The following is a 23,453-nucleotide window of genomic DNA, read 5'->3' as shown; positions in this document are numbered from 1 at the left end:
CAAATGCCTCCCGCCATCCTCGTCATCGACCAAGGCACCACCTCGACCCGCGCCATCGTGTTCGGGCCCGATGCCTTGCCGGTGGCGACGGCGCAGGAGGAGTTTCCGCAATTCTACCCTTATCCGGGCTGGGTCGAGCACGACCCGAAGGACCTCTGGCGCACGACGCTGTCGACGGCGCGCATCGCCCTCGCGAAGGCGACCGACCAGGGGCTGACGATTGCGGCGCTCGGCATCACCAACCAGCGCGAAACCGTGGTCATCTGGGACCGAAAGACGGGCGCGCCGATCCACAATGCCATCGTCTGGCAAGACCGCCGCACGGCTCAGGCCTGCGCCGACTTGAAGCAGGACGGCGCGGAAGCACTCGTCCAGAAAACGTCGGGCCTGCTGCTCGACCCCTATTTTTCGGCCACAAAGATTGCGTGGCTGCTCGATCATGTGTCCGGCGCGCGGGCGCGTGCCGAGCGCGGCGAACTCGCGTTCGGCACGGTCGACAGCTATCTTCTGTGGCAATTCACGAACGGCAAAGTGCACGCGACCGATGCCACCAACGCGTCGCGCACGGCGCTCTTCGATATCCATTCCGGGCAATGGGACACGGATCTTCTCGCCCTGTTCGGGGTGCCGGCCGCGATGCTGCCGGAGGTCCGCGACTGTGCCGCCGAGTTCGGCACGGCAGCCGCTTCACATCTGGGTGAAGCCCTGCCGATCCGTGGCATCGCGGGCGACCAGCAGGCGGCCCTGATCGGCCAGGCCTGTTTTGATCCCGGCATGGTGAAATCGACATTCGGCACGGGCGCCTTCGTGCTGTTGAACACCGGCACCTCGCCGGTTGCGTCCACGCATCGCCTGCTCACAACGGTCGCCTACCAGCTCAAAGGCAGGCGGCACTATGCCATCGAGGGCTCTATCTTTGCGGCTGGCGCAACGGTTCAGTGGCTGCGCGACGGTCTCGGCATCGTCCGCTCCTCGGCCGAAACCGGGCAACTCGCGGCGCAATCCGATCCGGATCAGCATGTCTATCTTGTGCCGGCCTTCGTGGGCCTCGGCGCACCCATCTGGGATGCCGACGCGCGGGGCACGATCGTCGGCATCACGCGCGGCACGACCCGGCGCGAGATCGCCCGAGCAGCGCTCGAAAGCGTTGCCTATCAGACGCTCGACCTTGTCGAGGCCATGCGGGCCGATTTCAACGCGGGAGATGGTGCCGCGGCCGTGATCCGCGCCGATGGCGGCATGAGCGCAAGCGACTGGACCATGCAGAGCGTCGCCGACATGATCGATGCGCCAGTCGACCGCCCCGTGGTGCTGGAGACGACGGCATTGGGCGCCGGCTACCTGGCGGGCCTGCAATCAGGCCTATATCCGGAGCCCGAAATCTTCGCCAAAGCCTGGCACTGCGACAAGCGGTTCACACCGGGCATGGACGCAGCGACCCGACACGCGAAGGTGACCGGCTGGCGCGCGGCGATTGCCCGGACGGTGTTGAAGCCGTAGCTTGTCGTCACCGCATGGTCTCATGACGATCGGGGAGACCAGCTAAGACAGTGCAGATCACCTTCCGCTGTGACCCCGCCCTCATCGACCGGCTCGAACGGCCCGTGCCGGCGCGGACGAAGCTTCCCGATTGGCTGCGCGCCATGCCGGCCACGGCCTTTTCGCAAGTTCACGCCGCCGATGTACGCACGGTGAAGCACTGTCCGCCCTTCGTCGATGCGATGAGCCACGGCTTCATCATCCCGCTGCCCTGCGACGTGACGGTCGCCGAGGGACGACTGTCGTGGGACTGGGACCTGCCACCCTTGTCGGTCGAAGCGCATCCCCGCTCGCCGCTGTCCTTCCATGTGCCGGCTCAGGTGACCGGAACACCGTTCCACCGTGAAGACCGTGCGGTGGTGAAGTTCAACAGCTTCTGGACGATCGAGCTGGAGGCGGGCTATTCGCTCTTCGCCACGCATCCGGTGAACCGCGACGACCTGCCGTTCCGCCTTTTGACCGGCATGGTCGACGCCGACCGGTTCACCGACGTGGGCATCCTGTTCCCCGCTGTCTGGACCAACCCCGATTTCGAGGGCACCCTGCCCCGTGGCACACCGGTCGCCCAGTGTTTTCCGGTGGCGCGTGCGCCACTCGATCTGGTCTGCGAGCCCTTCGACGCCGCGCGACAACGATCCTACGAAAACACGGCCCAGGCCCTGCTCGGGCAACCCGGCGTCTATCGAAAGTCCTATCGGGTCAAACGGCCGCGCTCAGCCGGCGAGGTGACGCCGGAGACTTTCGAGGTCGAGCCATAGCTCGCCCTTGGGCGACATCGTCATGGCCTGGCTCACGCGGCCGAAGGTGTCGCCCCGCTGCCGTACGGCGGCTCCATAGGCCTGCTTGGCTCCTTCGAGATCGCCCATGGCCTGCAACACCGTCCCGAGATTGACGTGCGCCTCGACGAGTTCAGGGTTGTTCGCCAGGACACGCAGATAGCCGTCGCGGGCGGCGGCAAAGTCCTGCAGATCCTGTGCGGACAGCGCCAGCAGGAAGGTCGCACGCCCGGAGTGCGGGTCGAGGCGGCCAGCCTCATCGAATGCATCCCGGGCCTCCGCGACTCGTCCCAACATCCGGAGGGCCGAGCCGCGTCCCATGGCACGCGTACAGCTTGGGCTGACGTGCGTCGCCCGTTCGAAACAGGCGAGTGCCGCCTCGGCCTTGCGGGCTCTCAAAAGCGCCTGTCCTATCGCCTCCCAACCCGGTGCGTGATCCGGGTAACGTGTGAGCAGATCCTGCAGAAGCTTGACTGCCGCCGGTTCGGCTCGCTCCAAAAGCACGAGGCAATGGGAGAACACAGGATCAGGCCAGTCGGGTGCTTCCCACGCCGCCGCCTCGAAAGCCTCCCCGGCTCTGCCGATATCACCTCTCCTGAGGGCGGACTCCCCTTGTTCAAAAAGGTGCCGCGCCGACGCCCTCCGCCGGTCCAGTTCACTCGATGTCATGTCCAGACAGCAAACAGCAAAGATCGGAGCCGCGGCCAAAAAGATCGTGAGAGAGCCAGCCTTCTTTTCCGCGACAGGTCGGCGGCCGGCATCCTCAAGCCAAAACATGAAAACCCCCAGAGCGGGGGTTGACATTTGTGCACTGCAAGATCATATTCGCTTTGCAGCGTTCGCGCTGCATGCCCTTCTTGGGCGTTTCCTCCCTAGACTTGGGCCGCCTTCGGGCGGCTCTTTTTTTGTCTAGGAGCCGTTATAGAGCACAATCGCCGACCCTCTGCAAGGCAGATATGCGAAACAGCGATGGCTTAGCTCAAGCTGACGATCGCGTGTCCGCCAGGATGATTGCAGCCCCTTTCTCAGCGACCATCATCGTCGGCGCGTTGATGTTTCCTGTGGTCACGTTGGGAAAGATCGACGCATCCACCACGCGCAGATTTGGCAAACCGTGGACGCGCAGCTTGGCATCGACCACCGAACGCTGTGGATCACGCCCCATGCCGCAACTGCCGCAGAGATGGTAGATCGAGCCTGACGACTGGCGGAACCAGGCGAGGAGATCGGCATCCGTCGACGCTTCGGCCGAAGGTGGCATTTCGGCCAGCGTCACATCTCGCAGCGAAGGTGCCTCCATGATGCGGCGGGCCAGACGCGCGCCTTGCACGGCTTCGCTGCGGTCGTGGTCCGTGGAAAGATAGTTCGGCCGGATAAGAGGCGCGGCCTCCGGGTCCGGCCCGTCGATCGTGACAGCCCCACGGCTCGACGGCCGGCAGGCATTGAACGCCAGAAGAAAGCCCGGATAGGGCTCGGGCTTCAGGCCGCTCCTGGGGTTTTCCGGAACGCGGTAGGAGAGCGGATTGAAATAGAGCTGGATGTTCGGGCGCGCTTCAGCCGGGGTTCCACGGAAGAATCCTCCGGCCTGATTGACGCTCATCGCGAACGGCCCCTTGCGGGTCAGCAGATAGCGTAGACCGAGCGCTGCCTGGCCAAACCGGCTGCCGAAGGCCCCATTCAGGGTCGGGATCCGGGAGTGGTAATAGAAACTCGCACAGAGATGGTCTTGCAGGTTCCAGCCGACTGCCGGCAGGTCGTGCAGCACTTCGACTCCACCTGCGCGCAGCGTCGCGCCATCGCCGATCCCGGAGAGCTGAAGCAGCTTTGGCGAGCCGACCGCACCGGCCGCCAAAATGATCTCGCGTCGTGCTGCGATTCGCCGCACCATGCGATCCTGCAGGATGTCGACCCCCACCGCGCGCCGCGCGTCATCGAATAGCACCCGCTGGGCATGCGCGTTGCGCAGGATCGTCAGGTTGGGCCGCTTCAAAGCCGGGCGGAGATATTCGAAGCTCGACGAGGAGCGCCGCCCAAGCCGGGTCGAGATGTCGTAGACGCCGGCCCCTTCCAGGCTGGCGCCGTTGAAGTCGCGATTGAGCGGCAATTGAAGTTCACGGCAGGCATCGAGAAAGACCTTCGTGACGGGGTGAATGCCGTCGCGCATCGGCGTGACATGGATCGGTCCTTGGTCGCCGTGCCAGTCGGAACCGCCATCCGCGTGGGTTTCGAGCTTGCGGAAATACGGCAGCACAGCCTCGAAACGCCAGTCGGGGCTGCTGACCTCGGCCCAATCGTCGAAATCCTGCGCCGCGCCCCGCACGAAGATCATGGCGTTGATCGAGCCCGATCCACCCTGCACCTTGCCGCGCGGCGTATAGATGCGGCGGTCGCCGAGTTCTCGCTCGGGTTCGGTCGAATACATCCAGTTCACGCGCGGGTCGAAATAGCTGCGCGCATAGCCGACCGGAATGCGGAACCAGAAGGAATCGTCCGGGCCCCCGGCCTCGATGAGCGCCACTCTGTATTCGCCACTCTCGCTGAGCCGGCTCGCCAGAATGCAACCGGCCGAGCCCGCGCCGACGATCACGTAGTCGAAGTCATCCATGGTCGATCGAACCAACCTCAGCCCCGCGCCGGGGCGAAATCCTTGGCGTCGGCAGGCTTGTCGGCCATCTGCAGGTGCAGGCGCTCGCCCGTATAGGGCGAATGGCGTTCCACCACCGACAGATCGAGCTCGATCCCCAGTCCCGGTTCGCGTGAGGGGATCAGATAGCCGTCCTCGAACGTGATCTTGGTCTTGAGGCAGGCGGCATGGAAGTCGCCGAAATCCAGGATAGCCTCCTGGATCAGGAAGTTCGGCAGGGTCACGGCCAGTTGGATGCTGGCCGCCGCGCCGACCGGGCCGTTGTAGAGATGCGGCGCCACCTGGGCATAGAAGGCCTCTGCCATGCCGGCGATCTTCTTAGCCTCGAGGAGGCCGCCGACCCGACCGACATTCATTTGCAGGATCGAGGCGGCGCCCGTCTGCAGCACGCGCAGGAACTCGTATTTGGTGGTCAGCCGCTCGCCCGTGGCGATCGGGATCGTGGTCTTGCGCGCGACCTCGGCCATGGCCTCCTCCTGGCCGGGCGGCACCGGCTCCTCGAACCAGAGCGGATCGTAGCGCTCGAGGCGGCGTGCCAACCGCGACGCGGAGGACGGCACCATCTGGCCGTGTGTGCCGAACAGGAGATCGGCCCGGCTCCCCACCGCCTCGCGGATCTTGCGGCAGAAGGTTTCGCACCGATCGAGCACGCCCATCGAGAGCTGGTGCCCGGAATAGTTCGTGTAGGGCCCGGCGGGATCGAACTTGACTGCGGTGAACCCCATCTCGACCATCTCGGCCGCGCAGGTCGCGGCCAGATCGGGGTCGTTGAAGTCGAAGTCGCCGTCAGGACCCTTGGGATAGAGGTAGGTATAGGCGCGGAGCTTTTCGTGGACGCGGCCACCCATCAGCTCGTAGACGGGCTTGCCGGCCGCCTTGCCGATGATGTCCCAGCAGGCGATCTCCAGACCCGAAACGATCCCCATCACGGTCGGGTCAGGCCGCTGCGTGAAACCGGACGAGAAGGCCGATCGCCAGAAGCGCTCCACATGGTGCGGATCGTGGCCGAAGAGATGCCGCCCGAAAACGTCTTCGATCAACGGCACGAGAGCCTGGGGATGGAACGCCGTCGAATAGATCTCGCCGATCCCCTCGATCCCGCAGGCGGTCTGGATTCGGACGAAGATCCAGTACATGCCGCCAAGATGCGGTGGGGGCACGGCGACCACATGGATCGAAAGGGAGGTGATCTTCATAACGGGAACATGTCCGCAGGTGCCGTGACGCGAGGCCGTTCTGCGCAATAGCCTATGCGGAGCCCCGCCGCCAAGGCGGCATCCGGAACATTCGCCCTGGTGACGTCCGCGGGCGTTACGCTAAACAGAGTCATCGCCCGAAAGAGCGCTCAAACATAGGGAAACGACCATGGCGCCCTCCCCTCTCCTGGTGCACCCGCAGCGGCCCGATACCGACAACCGGATCCATCACGTGACGCCGGAGAGCGCCGGCTGGACCTATGTGGGGTTCGAGGTGTTCGACCTTGCCGACGGGCAGAAGCTCGAACGCCCCACAGGCGACCAGGAGATCTGCCTCGTAATCGTCTCGGGCAAGGCGCACGTGACCGGCGGCGGTCGCGACTTCGGGGTCATCGGCGAGCGTCTGTCGGTTTTCGAAGGTCTGCCCTGGTCGGTCTACGTGCCGGCCAAGGCCGATTGGACCGTCGTGGCGCAGGGCCCGTGCGAGCTCGCGGTCTGCGCGGCGCCCGGGACGGGACGCTACCCGGCCCGGCTGATCGGGCCGGAACAGGTGGGCACGCTCACGCGTGGAAAGGGGTCGAACGTCCGCCACGTCCGCAACATCCTGCCCGAGGAAGCCGAAGCCGAAAGCCTGCTGGTCGTCGAGGTGATCACTCCGCCCGGCAATTGGTCGAGCTATCCGCCCCACAAGCACGACCAGGACAATCTCCCGGCCGAAAGCCTGCTCGAGGAAACCTATTATCACCGTCTGAACCCGCCGCAGGGCTACGGCATGCAGCGCGTCTATACCGATGATCGCTCGCTCGACGAGTCGATCAGCTTCGCCGATCGCGACGTGGTGCTGGTGCCGCGCGGCTATCACCCCTGCGCCGCGCCGCACGGCTACACCTTGTACTATCTGAACGTGATGGCAGGGCCGACGCGTATTTGGCGGTTCCACAACGACCCGGCCCACGAATGGATGCTCGCTTAGCTCTCGGTCCCGTGTCGGGGCGCATCGCGGCCCAACGCCGCAAATCCGTGCCATTCATCCTCTACATGCGTCGCCAGTCTGGGAGGACGACGCGTGAGTTTTCAATTGGTGCGGGCGAGTGACACCGGTATCGCGGTTTGGGAAACCGAGCAGGGGCACGTATTCGTGTTCGAAGTCTCTCCCGAGGCCGACGGGCTCACGCTAATCCACACACGGGCGGCACCCGATGCTACCCGGCCGGTCGCCGAATTCGCGGCCGATGCCCTGGCCTTCGCGACCGTCGAAGCCCGCAGCCGACTGTTGATCCGACTGCCGCCGGAGTCGCGCGGAACCCGGCAGGCGCGACCCGGCGCCGCCTGACAGGCAGGCGCCACCGCAGATCGGCCGACCGCAAAGGAGGCTTGCGAATTCGCGAGCCATGCGCAAAAGTCGGCGCCCTTCACCTGACAATTCGGGCGGAGGTCTTTTCACGACACTATGGGACCGCACGATGAAAGTGACACTGGAACGCGCGTCCCTGCTTCGGTCCTTGAGCCATGTGCATCGGGTGGTCGAGCGACGAACCACGATTCCGATTCTGTCGAATGTCCTCGTGCGCGCCCAAGGTCAGGCTATGACCTTGAAGGCCACCGACCTCGACCTCGAAGTGACGGAGGAGATCCCGGCCGAGGTCGGCCAGGCCGGCAGCACCACGCTCCCGGCCCATGTGCTGCACGACATCGTCCGCAAATTCTCCGACGGCAGCCAGGTCACACTCGACATGACGGGCGACACCAGTCAGTTGCTGCTGCGCTCCGGGCGCTCGCGCTTTCAGTTGCAATGCCTGCCCGAGACGGACTTTCCGGACATTTCGGCCGGCGATCTGACCCACAAATTCACGCTCAAGGCGGCGCAGCTCAAGGGACTGATCGACAAGACGCAATTCGCGATCTCGACCGAAGAGACCCGCTATTACTTGAATGGCATCTTCATGCACACGCTCGACGTCGATGGCGCGACCATGATGCGCGCCGTCTCGACGGACGGGCATCGCCTCGCACGGGTGCAGATCGCGGCGCCCGAGGGATCGGCCGATATGCCGGGCATCATCGTGCCGCGCAAAGCCGTGGCGGAGGTGCAGAAGCTGATCGAGGACCCGAACGCCGACGTCACGGTGGAACTGTCGACCTCGAAAATCCGCTTCACCTTTGGCGGCGTCATCCTCACATCGAAGCTGATCGACGGCACCTTCCCGGATTATGCCCGGGTCATTCCCACCGGCAACGACAAGCGGCTCATCGTGGATCGGGCGCCGTTCCAGCAGGCGGTCGACCGCGTCTCCACCATCTCGTCCGAGCGCGGACGCGCCGTGAAACTGGCCATCGCGGACGGCAAATTGACCTTGAGCGTCAACAATCCGGATTCGGGATCGGCCACCGAGGAACTCGACGTCGACTATGATGCCGCGCCGATCGACATCGGCTTCAATGCCCGCTACCTGCTCGACATCGCGGCCCAACTCGACAGCGACACGGCGCTTCTGAAGCTGAACGATGCCGGCTCGCCGACCCTGATCCAAGACCGCGATGATTCTCCAGCGCTCTATGTGCTGATGCCGATGCGAGTCTAGCCACGCCCTGACCCTCTCCGCTGTACGATGTGATGTCGCCGCCCCGCGCTCACCTCCTGCCGCGCATCGCGCAGCTCAAGCTCACGGATTTCCGCTCCTACCCGTCGCTCGATCTGGCCTTCGAGAACCCGATGGTGGTGCTGACCGGCGACAATGGCGCTGGCAAGACCAACATTCTGGAAGCGATCTCGCTGCTGGCGCCAGGTCGTGGTTTGCGCCGCGCCGAGATGGCGGAATGTGCGCGGAGCGGCGGCCACGGAGGATGGGCTGTCGCGGCTGCCATCACGCACGCGGACTCCGGATCGAGTGACGATCCGGTTCGGCTCGGCACCGGCGTCGAGCCGCCCGAAAGCGGTCGCAAATGCCGGATTGAACGAGCCCCCGTGGCGTCGGCCCGCGCCTTCGCGGAGCACCTGCGCATCGTCTGGCTCACGCCGAGCATGGACGGGCTCTTCAGCGGCCCCGCGGCCGAGCGCCGCCGCTTCCTCGACCGCCTCGTCCTGACGATCGATGCCGATCATGCCTCACGTGTGGCGGCGCTCGACCGCGCCCTGCGCAATCGTAACCGGATCCTGGAGGACGGACGCCAGACGGGGCTCGACCGCGCTTGGGCGGAAGCGGCCGAACACGAAGTCGCGACGCTTGGCGTGGCGGTCGCGGCCGCGCGCCATGAAACGGTCGCGCGCCTCGCAAACCTCATCGCAGCCGAGCGGGACGACGCCTCGCCGTTTCCCTGGTCCGCGCTGGCGCTCACGGGCGAGATCGAATCCCTCGTGGCACAAGGTCCGGCGCTGGAAGCGGAGGATCGTTATCGCGACCTGCTGCGCGCCAATCGCAGCCGCGACATGGCGGCGGGGCGCACCACGGTCGGCCCGCACCTTTCGGATCTTCTGGTGCGACACGGCCCCAAGGACATCGCGGCGGAACGGGCCTCGACCGGCGAACAGAAGGCGCTTCTGGTTGGCCTCGTGCTGGCCCAGGCGCATCTCGTGGCGGCCATGAGCGGCATGGCGCCGACCCTGCTGCTCGACGAAGTGGCGGCCCATTTCGACCCGTCGCGGCGCGACGCGCTGTTTGGACGCCTGATGGAGATCGGCGGCCAGGTGTTCATGACTGGAGCCGATCCGGGCGCCTTTGCGGGCCTGCAAGGACCCGTCAGCACGTTTGTCGTCACACCGGGACAGGCGGTCGCCGCCTGACTGGCCGGCGACGGATCTCCATCGGGAACGATGCTTGGCGTCGGTGACCCGAAGCTCATAGGTTGGATCGCAACAATCGTAACGGGACTGCCCGCCAATGTATCGCCTGTTCATCGCCAACAAGAACTACTCCTCCTGGTCGCTCCGCCCCTGGGTCCTGATGCGGCAGCGTGGCATTCCCTTCGAGGAGCATCAGGTGCGTTTCGGGTCGACCGACAACCGCGCCCTGTTCCGCAGCTTCGCGCCGAACGGCACCGTGCCCTGCCTGCACGACGGCGAGACAGCGGTGTGGGACTCCCTCGGGATCACGGAGTATCTGGCGGAGCGCCACGACGGTGTCTGGCCATCCGACCCCAAAGCCCGTGCCTGGGCCCGCTGCGCGGCGGCCGAGATGCATTCCGGCTTCTCGGCCCTGCGCAACCGCTGCGGCATGAACTGCGGCCTGCGCATTGCGCTCGTCGAGATGCCGGACGACTTGCGGCGCGACATCTCCCGCATCGACGAAGTCTGGAGCGAGGGTCTCGGGCGCTTCGGCGGCCCCTATCTGGCCGGTGCCGCCTTTACGGCGGTGGACTCCTTCTTCGCGCCGGTGGCGTTTCGCATCCAGACCTTCGGGCTGCAGCTGAATGGCGCCGCGACGGCCTACGCGGAGCGACTGCTCGCGCTTCCGGCCATGCGGCAGTGGTACGCCGACGCTCTCGCGGAGACGTTCCGCGAGGAGGGCCACGAACGGGAAGCGCGGGCGTCGGGCACGATCGTGGATGACCTCCGCGCCGCTGTCGTCTGACCGAACCTCCAGGAGCCCTTGATGCGGGTCAAGCGAATCATCGCAAATATCGCCGCCGCGGATGTCGCGGCGGCCAAGCGCTTCTACGGCGATGTGCTGGGTCTCGACCGTCTCATGGATCACGGATGGATCGCGACCTACGGGAGTGCGGCCAGCATGCCGGTGCAGGTCAGCGTCGCGACGGAAGGCGGATCGGGGACGCCCGTGCCAGGCTTGTCGGTCGAAGTTGATGACCTCGATGCAGCCCTCTCACGCGTGACGCAGGCCGGGTTTCCGATCGTCTATGGGCCGGCCGACGAGCCCTGGGGCGTCCGGCGCTTCTTCGTTCACGACCCGTTCGGGACCCTGGTCAATATCCTGACCCACACCGACGTCAGCTGAATATTCAGGCCGGCGCCGCGAAACGCAGGATCTTGTCGGTCGGAAAATCATAGATGGCACCTGTCTCCGACCAGGAGGGCAGGCAGAGTTCGACAAGCTTCGGGCTGAGGTCCTCGGGCGTCTTCAAGGTCTGCGGGTCTTCGCCCGGCATGGCCTTGGCGCGCATGCGGGTGCGCAAGGGACCAGGATTGACACTCATCACCTTGACGGCCGAGGTCGTCGCGGTCTCGGCCGCATAGGTGCGCATCATGATATCGAGCGCCCCTTTGCTGATCGCATAGGCGCCCCAATAGGGCCGCAGCTCGGCCCGCTGCGCCACGCCCGAGGAGACCAGCACCACGCGGCCGGCATCCGAAGCCCGCAGAAGCGCGTCGAGCGAGCGGATCAGGCGGTAATTGGCCGTGACATTCACGGCGAGCGTATCGTCCCATTGCTTGGGATCGACATGGGCAAGCGGCGTGATCGGCCCGAGAACGCCGGCGTTGCCGACGAAAATGTCGAGCTTCCCCCAGCGGTCGTGCAAGGCGGCACCCAACCTGTCGATGGCGCCGAAATCCTTGATGTCGCAGGGCACGAGCGTGGCCTCGGCCCCTTCCGCCCTGATGGCGTCGTCGAGCTCCTCGAGACCGCCCTGGGTGCGTGCCATGGCGACCACATGGGCGCCCGCGCGTGCAAGATCGATGGCCACGGCGCGCCCGATCCCCCGGGACGCGCCCGTCACAAGAGCGATGCGCTGGTCGAGGGGTTTGGGCACGAGATCTCCTCCATGGGACAGCGTCAGAAACGTCTTCTAGCCATGGCAGGCGTGCCCGCGCGCCGCAAGCCCCGGAACCGGAGAGCCATCAGTTCGCTACCGTCTCCGGGATCGAACGAGTTGTTGCGGCCGAGCCGCAACGGCCCGTGGTTGAAGTCGCCTGTGCCGAGTGATCCACGCCGGCTTGGCGCCCACGATCTTCTCACGTCAGATCAAGGGTGGTCAGGACGATGATGAGAACGTCGGCGTCGCCGGCAGGTTGCGAAGTTGATGCGGGATCGTCGATCCGACACATCGAACGATTACACCGACATCCTGGCGGCAGAGGGAAAGGTTATCCGGCTTCGGCCAGCAAACCGAGCTGCCGCATGTCTGGAACCCCATCGACATCGGTCAATCTCGTCGGGTATTCGCCCGTAAAGCAATGGTCCGTGAACTGGGGACGCAGGGGGTCCCGCTTGGCATAGCCCATCGAGCGATAGATCCCGTCAACCGACAGGAACGCAAGGCTGTCCGCGCCGATGTAGGCGCACATCTCCTCAAGGTTCAGCCGGGCTGCCAGAAGCTTGTCACGATCCGGCGTGTCGATGCCATAATAGTCCGGGTGGGTGATGGGCGGAGATGAGATGCGGAAATGCACCTCGCTGGCACCCGCGTCGCGCATCATCTGAACGATCTTCACGGAGGTGGTGCCGCGCACGATCGAATCGTCGATCAGGACGATTCGTTTGCCTTCGACAATGCCGCGATTGGCATTGTGCTTCATGCGGACCCCGACCTCCCGCACCGACTGGGTCGGTTGAATGAAGGTACGGCCCACATAATGATTGCGGATGATCCCGAACTCGAACGGCAGCCCCGATTCCTGCGCAAAGCCGAGCGCCGCCGGGACGCCGCTGTCCGGCACCGGCACGACGAGGTCGGCGTCGGCCGGGCTTTCCCGCGCCAGTTCGGCGCCCATGTTCTTGCGCACGCCATAAACCGAGCGCCCGTGCACGATGGAATCGGGTCGCGCGAAATAGACATATTCAAAGATGCAGGGGCGGGCTTCCCGTGGCGTGCTGGGCTTGATGCTCTGCAGACCCCGTGAGTTGATCACGACGACCTCGCCGTTTTCGATGTCGCGCACGAAGCGCGCGCCGATAATGTCGAGCGCACAGGTCTCCGACGTCAGAATATAGCAGCCGTCGAGCTCGCCCAGGACGAGAGGCCGAATGCCGAGCGGATCGCGGGCGCCGACAAGCTCATGATTGGTGAGGCCCACGAATGCGTAGGCGCCTTCGAGTTCATTCAACGCCTCGGTGAAGCGCTCAATGAAGCGGGGTCGACGCGAGCGGGCGGTCAGATGCAACACCACCTCGGTGTCGGATGTCGACTGGCACATCGCACCCTGACGGACCAATCCACGGCGCAGCGTCAGGCCATTCGTCAGATTGCCATTGTGGGCAACCGCGAAGCCACCCGTGTCAAGCTCGGCGAACAAGGGCTGCACATTGCGCAGAATGGTCTCGCCCGTTGTCGAATAGCGCACATGGCCGATGGCCGAGCGCCCCATGAGGCCTTCCATCGTCGATTGCTTCGAGAAGTGATCGCCGACAAGGCCAAGACGGCGCTCCGAATGAAATCGGGTGCCGTCGAAGGAGACGATACCGGCGGCTTCCTGGCCGCGATGCTGAAGCGCGTGCAGCCCGAGTGCCGTGATGGCAGCCGCATCGACGTGGCCGAAGATGCCGAACACGCCACATTCCTCGCGTAGACGATCCGCATCAAGATCGAAGTCATCGGCCATGTCAAAATCCATGCCGCACCCGTCCGACTCGTTGTGAAAAGGAGTCGACGACGAAAACTCGATCGTCGGCCAGCTTCATGTGGTCCGTCATACACCGAAAAGAAAGATCGGCGATGCGGAATCCGCTTATGGTTTCTTCCCCTGCGTCGGCGGAATACCTTTGCCAAGCAGATTTTCGAGCTTCTGCTTGTCGGTCTGCGCGGGCCCGTTCGGTGCGCGGGGAGTCGGGGCGGGAGCGGTCGGCTGTCCCGCGGCATCCCCGGCGCCCGACGCATTGGGGTTCAGATCCTTGGGATCGCTGTCGTCGGCCGGCGCTTCTTCGCCTGACGTCTTCGGGCGCTGCAGCACCTTGAAGATGCTGTTGGCCAGGTTGTCAGGCAGAACGGCGACGAGCTCCTCGCCGGACGTCTGGAGAAGCGGCCTTGTCTTGGCATTGAGGACCCACTCGGGCTGCGCTTTGGGTGCCAGATAATTGAACAGCATGAAGGCGATCACGCTCAGCGCGAAGCCCCGGGCGGCGCCGAAGAAGAAGCCGAGGGTCCTGTCGAGCGGACCGACCTTGCTGTCCAGAATGGCGTCCGACAGGCGGACCGTGACGACCGAGACGATGATGAGCGTGCCGAAGAAGATGATCGCCACGGCAGCCGCGATCGCCAGCTCCGTCTTGTGAATATATTCGCCGAGATAAGGCAGCAGCTGAGGATAAAACAGGTAGGCGGCCGCAAAGGCCGCGGCCCAGGACGCGATGGCCAGAACCTCGCGCGTAAAGCCCCGGACCATCGACAAAAGAGCCGAGATCAGGACGATCGCGATCACCGCGAGGTCAAGGTAGGACGGCATTCAACGAGACCCCGAACGGACGCGTGGCAAGGAATCGGGGTCACGTTCGTTCACCCGCACGGCATCGCTATAGCGGAGCGTCGCGGCAACGTCACGATTCAACCGACGCCCGCGGCCGCATTCTGCCCGACTGCGGCCGTACGGCCCGCCCTTCCCCCGCCTGCGCGGCGCCCGACGCCGCGATCTCGGCCACCATCGCGCCGATATGTGCGACCGGCGTCAGCACGCCCGGCTGCGGTGTATCGGCCGGTGCGACGGCGCCGGTAAAGCCAAGCTTCGCGGCTTCCTTGAGGCGCGCGGCCGCATGGGTGACGGGCCGCACGGCACCCGACAGGCCGATCTCGCCGAAATAGACCGTCTGGGCCGGTAGGGTCGCGCCGGTGAGCGACGACACGAGCGCGGCGGCGGCCGCGAGATCGGCGGCGGGCTCGTTGATCTTCAGGCCTCCCGCGACGTTGAGATAGACATCGTGCCCGCCGAGCCGCACGCCCGCATGGGCTTCGAGGACGGCCAGGATCATCGACAGGCGGTTCGAATCCCAGCCCACGACAGCGCGGCGCGGCATGCCGAGGCTCGTCGGGGCGACGAGCGCCTGAAACTCGACCAGAAGCGGCCGCGTCCCCTCCATGCCGGCGAAGACGGCCGCGCCCGGCGCCGACGTGTCCCGGCCGGACAGAAAGAAAGCGGAGGGGTTCGACACTTCGGCGAGCCCGCGCCCCGTCATCTCGAACACGCCGATCTCGTCGGTCGGACCGAAGCGGTTCTTCAGCGCCCGCAGGATGCGGAACTGGTGGCCGGCATCACCCTCGAAGGAGATCACCGCGTCGACCATGTGCTCGACGACGCGGGGGCCGGCGATCTGCCCGTCCTTCGTCACATGGCCGACCAGGATCACGCAGGCGCCGCTCGTCTTGGCGAAGCGGATGAGACTTTGGGCGGCCCCTCGCACCTGGCTCACCGTGCCGGGCGCGGCCTCCACCGAATCGGTCCACATGGTCTGGATCGAGTCGATGATCACGAGGCTGAAGGGCTCGCCGTCATCGAGCGTCGCCACGATGTCTTCGACCGATGTCGCCGCCGCGAGTTCGACCGGGGCCTGCGCGAGGCCAAGCCGCTCGGCCCGGAGGCGAACCTGCGCAACCGCCTCCTCGCCCGAGATATAGGCGACCCGGCTGCCCGAAAGCGCGAGTTTGGCGCAGGCCTGGATGAGCAGCGTCGACTTACCGATGCCCGGCTCGCCGCCCAGCAGCAGAACGGAGCCCGGCACGAAGCCCCCGCCGGTCACGCGGTCGAGCTCCATGATGCCGACGGCCGTGCGCGGTGGCTCTTGCCCCGTCGAGGCCAGCCCCTCTAGCGCGAAGAGCCGTCCCTTGCGGGCTTTTCGGGCGACTGCGGCCCCGATGCCGCTGGCGGCGCCCTCCTCGACGAGCGAGTTCCACGCCCCGCAGGCATCGCACCGGCCCTGCCAGCGGGGCGAGACGGCGCCGCAGCTTTGGCAGACGAAGGTGGTGCGGGTTTTGGCCATGGGGAGGTCCGGCTTCTTCGACCCGCAGTCAAGCGCTTGCGGTATTCGGATGTATGAACTGAGGCACGGCGCCCCAAGGCTTGCGATCGAAGTTGCCTGCCGAGAATGTGTATTGGCCGGTGCGACCGAACTCGAGCTTTCGCCTGAGCTACGGCTCATATCGAGGAGCGAACAATGACGTGAGAGACGTTCCTCCTCCCCCTCGATCTTATCCCATCTGTTCCGGCAGATGATCCTGACTGACCAGCGTCGAGAACCGCGTCACCTCGGCGTCGAACTGCAGTTCCACCGTGCCGGTCGGGCCGTGGCGCTGCTTGCCGATGATCACCTCGGCCTTGCCGTGCGCCCGCTCCATGTCGGTCTGCCAGGTGATGAACTCTTCGGTGCCTTCACGCGGCTGCTTGTTCTTGAGGTAATATTCCTCGCGGTAGACGAACATGACCACGTCGGCGTCCTGCTCGATCGAGCCGGATTCACGAAGGTCGGACAGTTGCGGTCGCTTGTCGTCGCGCGATTCGACCTGACGGGACAGCTGCGACAGCGCCACGATCGGCACCTTCAATTCCTTGGCCAAGGCCTTCAGGCCGGTGGTGATTTCGGTCAATTCCTGCACGCGGTTCGTCTGGCCGCCCGACTTCGATCCGGACAGAAGCTGAAGGTAGTCGACCACCAACAGGTCGAGGCCGCGCTGACGCTTCAGGCGCCGGGCACGCGCAGTCAATTGCGCGATCGAGATGCCGCCGGTCTGGTCGATGTAGAACGGCACGGTCTGCATCTGCCGGGCCGCGTCGGTGATGAGGTGGAAATCGTCGTCCGTGATGTCGCCGCGGCGGATCTTGTAGGACGGCACGCCCGATTGCTCGGCGATGATGCGGGTCGCGAGCTGCTCGGCCGACATTTCGAGCGAGAAGAACCCGACGATGCCGCCGTTCGTGGTTTCGTGCGTGCCGTCGGGCTTGACCTGAAACTGGTAGGCCTTGGCGATGTTGAAGGCGATGTTCGTGGCGAGCGAGGTCTTGCCCATTGCGGGGCGCCCGGCCAGGATCACGAGATCCGAGGCTTGCAGGCCGCCCAGCGTGCGGTCGAGATCGATCATGCCGGTCGCGATGCCGGACAGCTTACCGTCCCGCTCATAGGCCTTCGCGGCGACCTCGATCGCGGTGGTCAAAGCCTCCGAAAAGCGCTGGAACCCGCCATCGGCGCGGCCCGATTCGGCGAGTGCATAGAGCTGTCGCTCGGCCTCCTCGATCTGCGCCCGCGGGCTGTGATCGACAGGCGCGTCATAGGCGACGTTGACGACCTCCTCACCGACCGAGATGAGCGACCGGCGGATCGCGAGATCGTAAATCGTGCGCCCGTAATCAGCCGCATTGATGATGGTGGTCGCCTCTGCCGCGAGCCGGGCGAGATATTGCGGAATCGTGATGCCGCCGAGATCGTGGTCGCCCAGGAACGTCTTCAACGTAATCGGCGTGGCGATCTTGCCGGCCCGGATGAGCGCGGACGTGACCTCATAGACGCGCCGGTGGATTTCCTCCGAAAAATGGACAGGCAACAGGAAATCGGAAACGCGGTCGAACGCCTCGTTGTTGACCAGGATCGCGCCCAGCAGCGCCTGCTCGGCCTCGACATTGTGAGGCGCGACCCGGAAGGTCTGGTCCTGGGTATCGGTGCGCTCGCCGCGTCGGGGAAAGGTTTCGATGTTGCTCATTGCCACCCTGTTCTCGACACGTCATAGCATAGAACAAAACAAGAAAATCCGCTTCAGCGAATATGGATGTGCCGATCGGGGGCTTATCCCCGATTCACACATAAGGCGGATCGCACAGCGCAAGGCGGCGTGGCCGCCGTGCTTCGCCGCCCATTTTGCCGCAATGCCATGATCCGATGCCCACGTTCGAGCTTCTGGAGAAACCATGGACGACGCCACGAACCCGTTCCCCGAGATCACGGCCCGCCCGGGCCGGCGCGCCTTCCTGAAAACGAGCCTCGGAACCGGCTTCGCCCTCGCGGTGCAGCCCGTCTCGGCCCAGACGATCACGACGCCCCCGGCAGGACTGACCGCCGGCGAGGTGAAGCTGCCGTCGCTCGGGGTGGAGATCCCGGCCTATCGCGCCATGCCGGCCGCGGGAGGCCCCTTCCCGGTCATGCTGGTGGTCCAGGAAATCTTCGGCGTGCACGAGCACATCAAGGATGTGTGCCGCCGCTTCGCCAAGCTCGGCTATTATGCCATCGCGCCGGACCTCTATGCCCGCCAGTGCGATGCCACCAAAGCCGACATCAAGACCATCCTCACCGATATCGTGCCGAAGGTCCCCGACGCCCAGGTGATGGCGGACCTCGATGCAACCGTCGCCTTCGCCAAGGCGAGCGGGTCGAGTGATGTGTCGCGCCTGGGCGCGACCGGCTTCTGCTGGGGTGGGCGCATCATCTGGCTCTATGCCGCGCACAATAAGGATCTGAAGGCGGCGGTCGCGTTTTACGGCATCCTCGGCGGCAAGGCCTCGCCCACCTCCGACCTGAAACCCAAGAACCCGATCGACATCGGCGCCACGATCACCACCCCGGTCCTCGGCCTCTACGGCGGCAAGGACGACAACATCCCCGAGCCGATGATCGAGGAGATGCGGGGCGAACTGCAAAAGGCCAAAAGCCCGGCCGAGATCGTGATCTACCCCGACACGCCGCACGGATTTTTCGCCGATTACCGCCCGAGCTACCGCAAGGCGGCTGCCGAGGACGCCTGGGCACGGTTGCAGGTCTGGTTCAAGGAGCATGGGGTGGTCTGATTGGCCATCCGGATCTTCTCGGTGCAGGCCAAGCTTCCCCCCTCACATCCCCTTCTTCACATGGGCCCAAAACCCCGCCTTGCGGGCGTGCTTCTTGACGATCTCGGCCCGGAACGTCACGTGGGACGCGACATCGGGCAAAGCGGCAGCCTCGAATTCAGCCCCGAGATCGTCGAGCTTTGCGAGATAGCGGGCGCCAATGCCATAGGCATTGGATCTACCCTGCGTCAGGATGGCCACCAGCAAGGTCCGATAGAGAATGGCGGCGGCCACCGGGTGGCTGCCTTCGAGAGCTTCGGCGGCGGGCGCCAGAAATTCGTAGGACGCGCCGTTCCAGGCCTTGTGGTGCTTGATCACCAGGGCTGCGGCGCGTTCGAGTTGCGGCCAGGCGATGAAAAAGGCAAGCGCCTGATGGATCGCCTTTGCGGACCCGGCATGCGCGAAGGCCCGGTCGAGTGCGTCGAATTCCTCGAATTCGCCAAGGCCACCGATGAAGGCGCGCAAGATGTCGGCGTTCAGCGTCGCCGCGAAGGTCGACCACCGGAGCGCCTGGGCGGCGGATTTCTCGTTCAACGCGTCGAGGATGTCAGCTTCGAGTGCCGCACACGGGACGGCGTCGAATGCACGTGGCACTTCGCCATCCGCGAGATCGGCCCGGCTTTGATATTTGATCGCCGTCCCGCGCCCTTTCCGGATCCAGATCAGCGCGTCTTTGGGGCGGCCGGCGTCGAGGAACAGCTTGGCGAGGCCGAAGCCATCCTGCAGGTTGCGGTGCTTGTCGGCTTCGAGCGCCGCGAAGGCGTCGAGGTCGCGACGCACGAAGGCGATCATCTGCCGAGCCGCGAGTTGTTGCTGTGTGCGGCGTGTGACCTCCCACTCGGCCTCCCGCCCCTTGGGCTTCGGCGCCGTTTTGGCGACCTTGGCCAGGCGTGTATCCCATGCGATCAGGGTTGCCTCATCGAGATGCGGTCCCACCTGCCCGATAAGACGCGGCAGGTAATCGTTATGATCTTGCCCCAGCGCCGTCGCGATCCGGTCGGGCAGCGCCGCGCGATCGGCCGGCGGCATCCTGGCCGCGAGTTGGCCTAGGCCCTCGACGGCCATCTCGTAGACGGCCTGCACCCGGCCTTGGCTATCGTCGGCGCGCTCGAACACCCCGTCCGCCGTGGCGAGAAAGCGCAACAGGCTCACGGTCGCGAGAACCGGGTCGGCGGCGCCAAGCTCACCGATGATCGTGGTGACGGTCGCGTCGAGATCCGCCGCGAACGCCTTGACCTTGTCCCACTCGACAAATCCACGCGCCCGCTCCAGACCTGCAAGGCGCTTGTCGACCAGTGCGGCTACGGCCTTCGGCCCTTTGGCGCCGGCGAGGGCGGCCGCCACGATTCGCTTGAACGCCGCGTCGCGATCGGCACCGTCGAGCACGAGCCGGGCGAGCTTCTCGGCGCCGAGCGCGGTGAGCGACTCGATGGACAGGGACGGGGCGCGTGCCATGTGGGGCCTTGACCGCTCAGGCGGCGTCGGTCAGCGGGCAGCCCGTCATTTCCGGCGGCTGGGCAATGCCGAGGAGCGCGAGGAGGGTCGGTGCGAGATCGGCGAGACGCCCGTCGCGCAAAGTCGCACCCTTGCGTCCGACCAGGAACACAGGAACCGGGTTCGTGGTGTGGGCCGTATGAGGGCCGCCGGTGGAGGGGTCCTTCATGAGTTCGCAATTGCCGTGATCGGCCGTCACCAGCAACGCCCCGCTCATCGCCTCAATCGCGTCCGCGATGCGACCCAGGCCGGCGTCGACCGTCTCGACCGCCTTGATCACGGCCTGGAGATCGCCCGTATGACCCACCATGTCCGGGTTCGCGAAGTTGAGCACGATCATGTCGTATTTGCCTGAACGGATCGCCGCCACCGCCTTGTCGGTCAGTTCAGGCGCAGACATTTCCGGCTGCATGTCGTAGGTCGCGACCTTCGGCGACGGCACCATGATGCGGTCCTCCCCCGCATAGGGCTCTTCCCGTCCGCCATTGAGAAAGTAGGTCACGTGTGGATATTTTTCGCTTTCCGCCATGCGTACCTGGGTGCGGCCCGCCGCGGCCACGACCTCGCCCAACACCTTGGTGAGATCCTGCGGCGGAAACAGCGTCGCCAGATGCTTGTCGAGCTCGGTGCTGTAGGAGGTCATGCCGACAGCTGCGGCAAGCTGCGGCCGACGCGACGGGGTGAAGGCTGTGAAGTCCCGATCGAGCAGCGCCATCAGGAACTCCCTGACGCGATCAGCGCGGAAGTTGAAGCAGATCAACCCGTCGCCGTCCTGCATGCCGGAGTACTCGCCGATGGCTGTCGGCGGCACGAACTCGTCACCGCCCTTGCTGGTCGCATAGGCGTGCTGCAGCACCGCGAGAGGGTCGTGGGCCCGGTCGCCCTGCCCGGCCACGATGGTCTCATAGGCCTTGGCGACACGCTCCCACCGGTTGTCACGGTCCATGGCGAAGTAACGACCGCATACCGTCGCGACCCGGACGCCGGGCGGCAAGGCTGCGAGGAACGACTTCACATAGCCCACGCCAGCTTGCGGCGGCGTGTCGCGCCCGTCCGTGATGACGTGAATGTCGACCGGCACGCCGGCCTCGGTGAGCGCTTTGGCGAGCGCCACCGCGTGGTCCTGATGGGAGTGCACGCCGCCCGGCGACACAAGACCAAGGAGATGGCAGCGGCCGCCGCTGGATTTCAGGGCGTCGACAAGGATTTTCAATGGAGGCAGATGGGCCAAGGCACCGCTTTCCGCCGCCTCGGTAATGCGTGGCAGGTCCTGCATGACGACCCGGCCTGCACCGATGTTGAGATGGCCGACTTCCGAATTGCCCATCTGGCCTGGCGGCAGGCCGACATCACGGCCCGATGGTGACAGCTTCGCCTGTGGCGATCCCGCGATGAGCCTGTCGTAGTTGGGCGTTCGCGCCAGCTTGACCGCGTTGTCGGCCTTATCGTCCCGAAGCCCCCAGCCGTCGAGGATGACCAGCATCACGGGGTGGCGCGCGTCGTTCATCATCGGGCCTTTCGTCGATCAGCTGGGCCGAGCGCCTCGGCCATCGCGTTCTGAGGCCTATATAGCGCGAGGAATCCTCTACACGATCGGTTTTTCATGACGACCATCCCGTCTTCTCCTTCCGCTGCCACGACGCGCGAGATGCGGCACGATTTCGGTAAGGGGCTGCGGGCAGCCATGCCGCGTGAGCGCTTGGCCGAGCTTCCCCACACGGCCGGACGCGATCCGCTCGCGGTGCTGGCCGGGACGGACCGCAGCCGGCTGCCCGACCTCGTGCCGGAACGCTATCGCCGCATGAGCGCGTCACCGCTCAGCTTCTTCCGGGGCGCCGCTGCCGTGATGGCCGAGGACCTTCGCGGAGCACCGGGCGGGGGACTCGCTGTTCAGGCCTGCGGCGACTGCCACATCGGCAACTTCGGGGTCGGACAGAGCCCGGAGGGCCAGCCCCTGTTCGAGATCAACGATTTCGATGAAACGCTGCCCGACGTCGATTTCACGGTCGACGTCAAACGGCTCTGCGCCAGCGTGGCTCTGGCAGTGCTCGAAGGAGCCGAGCCCGATATGGAGGAGGCGCGTCACGCCGCGCACAGCGCCGCGCACGCCTATCGCGGGCGCATGTCCGAACTGGCACTCATGTCACCCCTGGAGGTCTGGAATCTGCGTACGGATGCGACCGATCTCGTGGCCCACACCGATGACCCGAGCCTCCGGAAGTCCGTCGAAACATTCGTGGCCAAAGGGATGGAAGGACCGGAGAACAGCGGCAACTTTCAGCGTCTCTCGGCAGACAGCAAGGACAAGCCGCCAGCCCAATGGCGGATTGCCGACAAGCCCCCCAACATCTTCCACTGGAGCGAAGGAGACCAGGGCCGCGAAACGCTTCGCGCCACCGAGGCTTTCGCGGGTTACCTGACGACCCTGCCGCCGGAGCGGCGCCGCCTCGTCGAGCGTTACGGGTTGAGCGATGTCGCGTTCAAGGTCGTGGGAGTCGGTTCGGTGGGCACTTTCTGCGCCCTCGGCCTGTTCACCACACCAGACGGCGCATCGCTGTTCCTGCAGATCAAGGAAGCGTTGCCGTCCGTCCTGACGCGTGTGACCGGACGGGACAATTTCGCGGGCCACCAGGGCGAGCGCGTCGTCCAGGGCCAACGCCTGATGCAGAGCGCAAGCGACGTGTTTCTCGGCTGGACCACCGAGGCCGCCACCGGCAGGCAGTTCTATGTGCGTCATCTGAAGAACAAGCGGCTTGGCGAGATCGCGCCCCTCATCCAGGACCACGCCCTCGGTGAATATGCCAAGCTTTGCGGCGCGACCCTGGCCCGCTCGCACGCCCGCTCTGGCGACGCGGCGGCACTGGCCGGATACATGGGTGATTCGGGCGTCTTCGACGACGCGCTGGCGGAGTTCGCCATGAGCTATGCGGCTCGAACACGGGCGGACCATGCCGCGCTGCTGGCCAGACACCCTGAACTGAAATCAGCCTAAGGCGGCCAGTCTTGTGAAGCGAGGTGTGCCTTGGGGCAAGGCAGGACTTCGCGAAACGACACGGCAAATGCCGATCAAGACCGTCGAATCCGACCTTGGCTCTTCGGACGGCACCCCTCGGAAGCTG

At 65.4% G+C, this 23,453-nt stretch carries 20 protein-coding genes; 10 read left to right on the top strand and 10 right to left on the bottom strand.

Annotated features, from left to right (window positions below; all coding sequences use genetic code 11):
• Positions 1-3 precede the first annotated feature (3 nt).
• The gene (gene glpK, locus M8523_RS07635; RefSeq protein ID WP_282584255.1) at positions 4-1,500 is read left to right on the top strand and encodes a glycerol kinase GlpK; all 1,497 of its coding nucleotides are present in this window, start codon (positions 4-6) and stop codon (positions 1,498-1,500) included.
• Positions 1,501-1,550: 50 nt separating this feature from the next.
• Complete coding sequence (locus tag M8523_RS07630) at positions 1,551-2,297, top strand: hypothetical protein (protein WP_282584254.1); 747 nt, start codon at positions 1,551-1,553, stop codon at positions 2,295-2,297.
• Here M8523_RS07630 and M8523_RS07625 read toward each other — a convergent pair.
• The 3 genes from M8523_RS07625 to M8523_RS07615 form a co-directional block, all read right to left on the bottom strand.
• Complete coding sequence (locus M8523_RS07625; RefSeq protein ID WP_282584253.1) at positions 2,253-2,837, bottom strand: tetratricopeptide repeat protein; 585 nt, start codon at positions 2,835-2,837, stop codon at positions 2,253-2,255. The two genes, M8523_RS07630 and M8523_RS07625, sit on opposite strands and share 45 nt — an antisense overlap.
• A gap of 457 nt (positions 2,838-3,294) precedes the next feature.
• A complete protein-coding gene (locus tag M8523_RS07620) occupies positions 3,295-4,920 on the bottom strand; it encodes a GMC family oxidoreductase (RefSeq protein ID WP_282584252.1) in 1,626 nt (541 codons plus the stop codon).
• A 17-nt stretch (positions 4,921-4,937) separates the two neighbouring features.
• On the bottom strand, positions 4,938-6,155 hold the full coding sequence (locus M8523_RS07615) for a mandelate racemase/muconate lactonizing enzyme family protein (protein ID WP_282584251.1): 1,218 nt from the start codon (positions 6,153-6,155) through the stop codon (positions 4,938-4,940).
• Between the two features lie 169 nt (positions 6,156-6,324).
• Here M8523_RS07615 and iolB point away from each other — a divergent pair, with 169 nt between their 5' ends.
• The 6 genes from iolB (at position 6,325) to M8523_RS07585 (ending at position 11,104) form a co-directional block, all read left to right on the top strand.
• Entirely contained in the window at positions 6,325-7,128 is an 804-nt protein-coding gene (gene iolB, locus M8523_RS07610; RefSeq protein ID WP_282584250.1) for a 5-deoxy-glucuronate isomerase, read from the top strand.
• Between the two features lie 93 nt (positions 7,129-7,221).
• Positions 7,222-7,488, top strand: coding sequence for a hypothetical protein (locus tag M8523_RS07605; RefSeq protein WP_282584249.1), 267 nt, complete (start codon positions 7,222-7,224; stop codon positions 7,486-7,488).
• A 130-nt stretch (positions 7,489-7,618) separates the two neighbouring features.
• On the top strand, positions 7,619-8,737 hold the full coding sequence (dnaN, locus tag M8523_RS07600; protein ID WP_282584248.1) for a DNA polymerase III subunit beta: 1,119 nt from the start codon (positions 7,619-7,621) through the stop codon (positions 8,735-8,737).
• A gap of 32 nt (positions 8,738-8,769) precedes the next feature.
• On the top strand, positions 8,770-9,936 hold the full coding sequence (gene recF, locus M8523_RS07595) for a DNA replication/repair protein RecF (RefSeq protein WP_282584247.1): 1,167 nt from the start codon (positions 8,770-8,772) through the stop codon (positions 9,934-9,936).
• 97 nt (positions 9,937-10,033) lie between these two features.
• Positions 10,034-10,723 (top strand): glutathione S-transferase family protein, encoded by a 690-nt coding sequence (locus M8523_RS07590; protein WP_282584246.1) that lies wholly within the window; start codon positions 10,034-10,036, stop codon positions 10,721-10,723.
• Between the two features lie 21 nt (positions 10,724-10,744).
• Entirely contained in the window at positions 10,745-11,104 is a 360-nt protein-coding gene (locus tag M8523_RS07585) for a VOC family protein (RefSeq protein ID WP_282584245.1), read from the top strand.
• Between the two features lie 4 nt (positions 11,105-11,108).
• Here M8523_RS07585 and M8523_RS07580 read toward each other — a convergent pair whose 3' ends face one another.
• The 5 genes from M8523_RS07580 to M8523_RS07560 form a co-directional block, all read right to left on the bottom strand.
• The gene (locus M8523_RS07580; RefSeq protein WP_282584244.1) at positions 11,109-11,858 is read right to left on the bottom strand and encodes an SDR family NAD(P)-dependent oxidoreductase; all 750 of its coding nucleotides are present in this window, start codon (positions 11,856-11,858) and stop codon (positions 11,109-11,111) included.
• 334 nt (positions 11,859-12,192) lie between these two features.
• Complete coding sequence (gene purF, locus M8523_RS07575; RefSeq protein WP_428350045.1) at positions 12,193-13,659, bottom strand: amidophosphoribosyltransferase; 1,467 nt, start codon at positions 13,657-13,659, stop codon at positions 12,193-12,195.
• Positions 13,660-13,773: 114 nt separating this feature from the next.
• Entirely contained in the window at positions 13,774-14,487 is a 714-nt protein-coding gene (locus M8523_RS07570; protein ID WP_282584242.1) for a CvpA family protein, read from the bottom strand.
• A gap of 91 nt (positions 14,488-14,578) precedes the next feature.
• Positions 14,579-16,012, bottom strand: a complete 1,434-nt coding sequence (radA, locus tag M8523_RS07565) for a DNA repair protein RadA (protein ID WP_282584241.1) — start codon at positions 16,010-16,012, stop codon at positions 14,579-14,581.
• A gap of 208 nt (positions 16,013-16,220) precedes the next feature.
• Positions 16,221-17,723, bottom strand: coding sequence for a replicative DNA helicase (locus M8523_RS07560; RefSeq protein ID WP_282584240.1), 1,503 nt, complete (start codon positions 17,721-17,723; stop codon positions 16,221-16,223).
• Positions 17,724-17,928: 205 nt separating this feature from the next.
• On the opposite strand from M8523_RS07560, the gene M8523_RS07555 reads away from it, so the two are divergent.
• Entirely contained in the window at positions 17,929-18,801 is an 873-nt protein-coding gene (locus M8523_RS07555) for a dienelactone hydrolase family protein (RefSeq protein WP_282584239.1), read from the top strand.
• Between the two features lie 42 nt (positions 18,802-18,843).
• Here the strand turns inward: M8523_RS07555 and M8523_RS07550 are convergent, their stop codons facing one another.
• Together M8523_RS07550 and gpmI are read right to left on the bottom strand one after the other, a co-directional pair.
• On the bottom strand, positions 18,844-20,295 hold the full coding sequence (locus M8523_RS07550; protein WP_282584238.1) for a DUF6880 family protein: 1,452 nt from the start codon (positions 20,293-20,295) through the stop codon (positions 18,844-18,846).
• 16 nt (positions 20,296-20,311) lie between these two features.
• Entirely contained in the window at positions 20,312-21,844 is a 1,533-nt protein-coding gene (gene gpmI, locus M8523_RS07545; RefSeq protein ID WP_428350041.1) for a 2,3-bisphosphoglycerate-independent phosphoglycerate mutase, read from the bottom strand.
• Between the two features lie 93 nt (positions 21,845-21,937).
• Between gpmI and M8523_RS07540 the strand changes: the two genes are divergently transcribed.
• Positions 21,938-23,326, top strand: coding sequence for a DUF2252 domain-containing protein (locus M8523_RS07540; protein ID WP_282584237.1), 1,389 nt, complete (start codon positions 21,938-21,940; stop codon positions 23,324-23,326).
• Positions 23,327-23,453 lie beyond the last annotated feature (127 nt).

The sequence above is a fragment of the Lichenifustis flavocetrariae genome, assembly GCF_026130545.1.
Taxonomy (GTDB): domain Bacteria; phylum Pseudomonadota; class Alphaproteobacteria; order Rhizobiales; family Beijerinckiaceae; genus Lichenihabitans; species Lichenihabitans flavocetrariae.
Note: the sequence above shows the minus strand (reverse complement) of the source record. Positions and strands in the feature narration are given on the sequence as shown.

Excerpts from the sequence above, each read along its gene's own strand:
- M8523_RS07570 (WP_282584242.1), bottom strand. The coding sequence starts at position 14,487 with ATGCCGTCCTACCTTGACCTCGCGGTGATCGCGATCGTCCTGATCTCG.
- gpmI (WP_428350041.1), bottom strand. The coding sequence starts at position 21,844 with ATGATGAACGACGCGCGCCACCCCGTGATGCTGGTCATCCTCGACGGC.
- iolB (WP_282584250.1), top strand. The coding sequence starts at position 6,325 with ATGGCGCCCTCCCCTCTCCTGGTGCACCCGCAGCGGCCCGATACCGAC.
- M8523_RS07550 (WP_282584238.1), bottom strand. The coding sequence starts at position 20,295 with ATGGCACGCGCCCCGTCCCTGTCCATCGAGTCGCTCACCGCGCTCGGC.
- M8523_RS07555 (WP_282584239.1), top strand. The coding sequence starts at position 17,929 with ATGGACGACGCCACGAACCCGTTCCCCGAGATCACGGCCCGCCCGGGC.
- M8523_RS07620 (WP_282584252.1), bottom strand. The coding sequence starts at position 4,920 with ATGGATGACTTCGACTACGTGATCGTCGGCGCGGGCTCGGCCGGTTGC.
- recF (WP_282584247.1), top strand. The coding sequence starts at position 8,770 with ATGTCGCCGCCCCGCGCTCACCTCCTGCCGCGCATCGCGCAGCTCAAG.
- purF (WP_428350045.1), bottom strand. The coding sequence starts at position 13,659 with ATGGATTTTGACATGGCCGATGACTTCGATCTTGATGCGGATCGTCTA.
- M8523_RS07540 (WP_282584237.1), top strand. The coding sequence starts at position 21,938 with ATGACGACCATCCCGTCTTCTCCTTCCGCTGCCACGACGCGCGAGATG.
- glpK (WP_282584255.1), top strand. The coding sequence starts at position 4 with ATGCCTCCCGCCATCCTCGTCATCGACCAAGGCACCACCTCGACCCGC.
- M8523_RS07585 (WP_282584245.1), top strand. The coding sequence starts at position 10,745 with ATGCGGGTCAAGCGAATCATCGCAAATATCGCCGCCGCGGATGTCGCG.
- radA (WP_282584241.1), bottom strand. The coding sequence starts at position 16,012 with ATGGCCAAAACCCGCACCACCTTCGTCTGCCAAAGCTGCGGCGCCGTC.
- M8523_RS07615 (WP_282584251.1), bottom strand. The coding sequence starts at position 6,155 with ATGAAGATCACCTCCCTTTCGATCCATGTGGTCGCCGTGCCCCCACCG.
- M8523_RS07560 (WP_282584240.1), bottom strand. The coding sequence starts at position 17,723 with ATGAGCAACATCGAAACCTTTCCCCGACGCGGCGAGCGCACCGATACC.
- M8523_RS07590 (WP_282584246.1), top strand. The coding sequence starts at position 10,034 with ATGTATCGCCTGTTCATCGCCAACAAGAACTACTCCTCCTGGTCGCTC.
- dnaN (WP_282584248.1), top strand. The coding sequence starts at position 7,619 with ATGAAAGTGACACTGGAACGCGCGTCCCTGCTTCGGTCCTTGAGCCAT.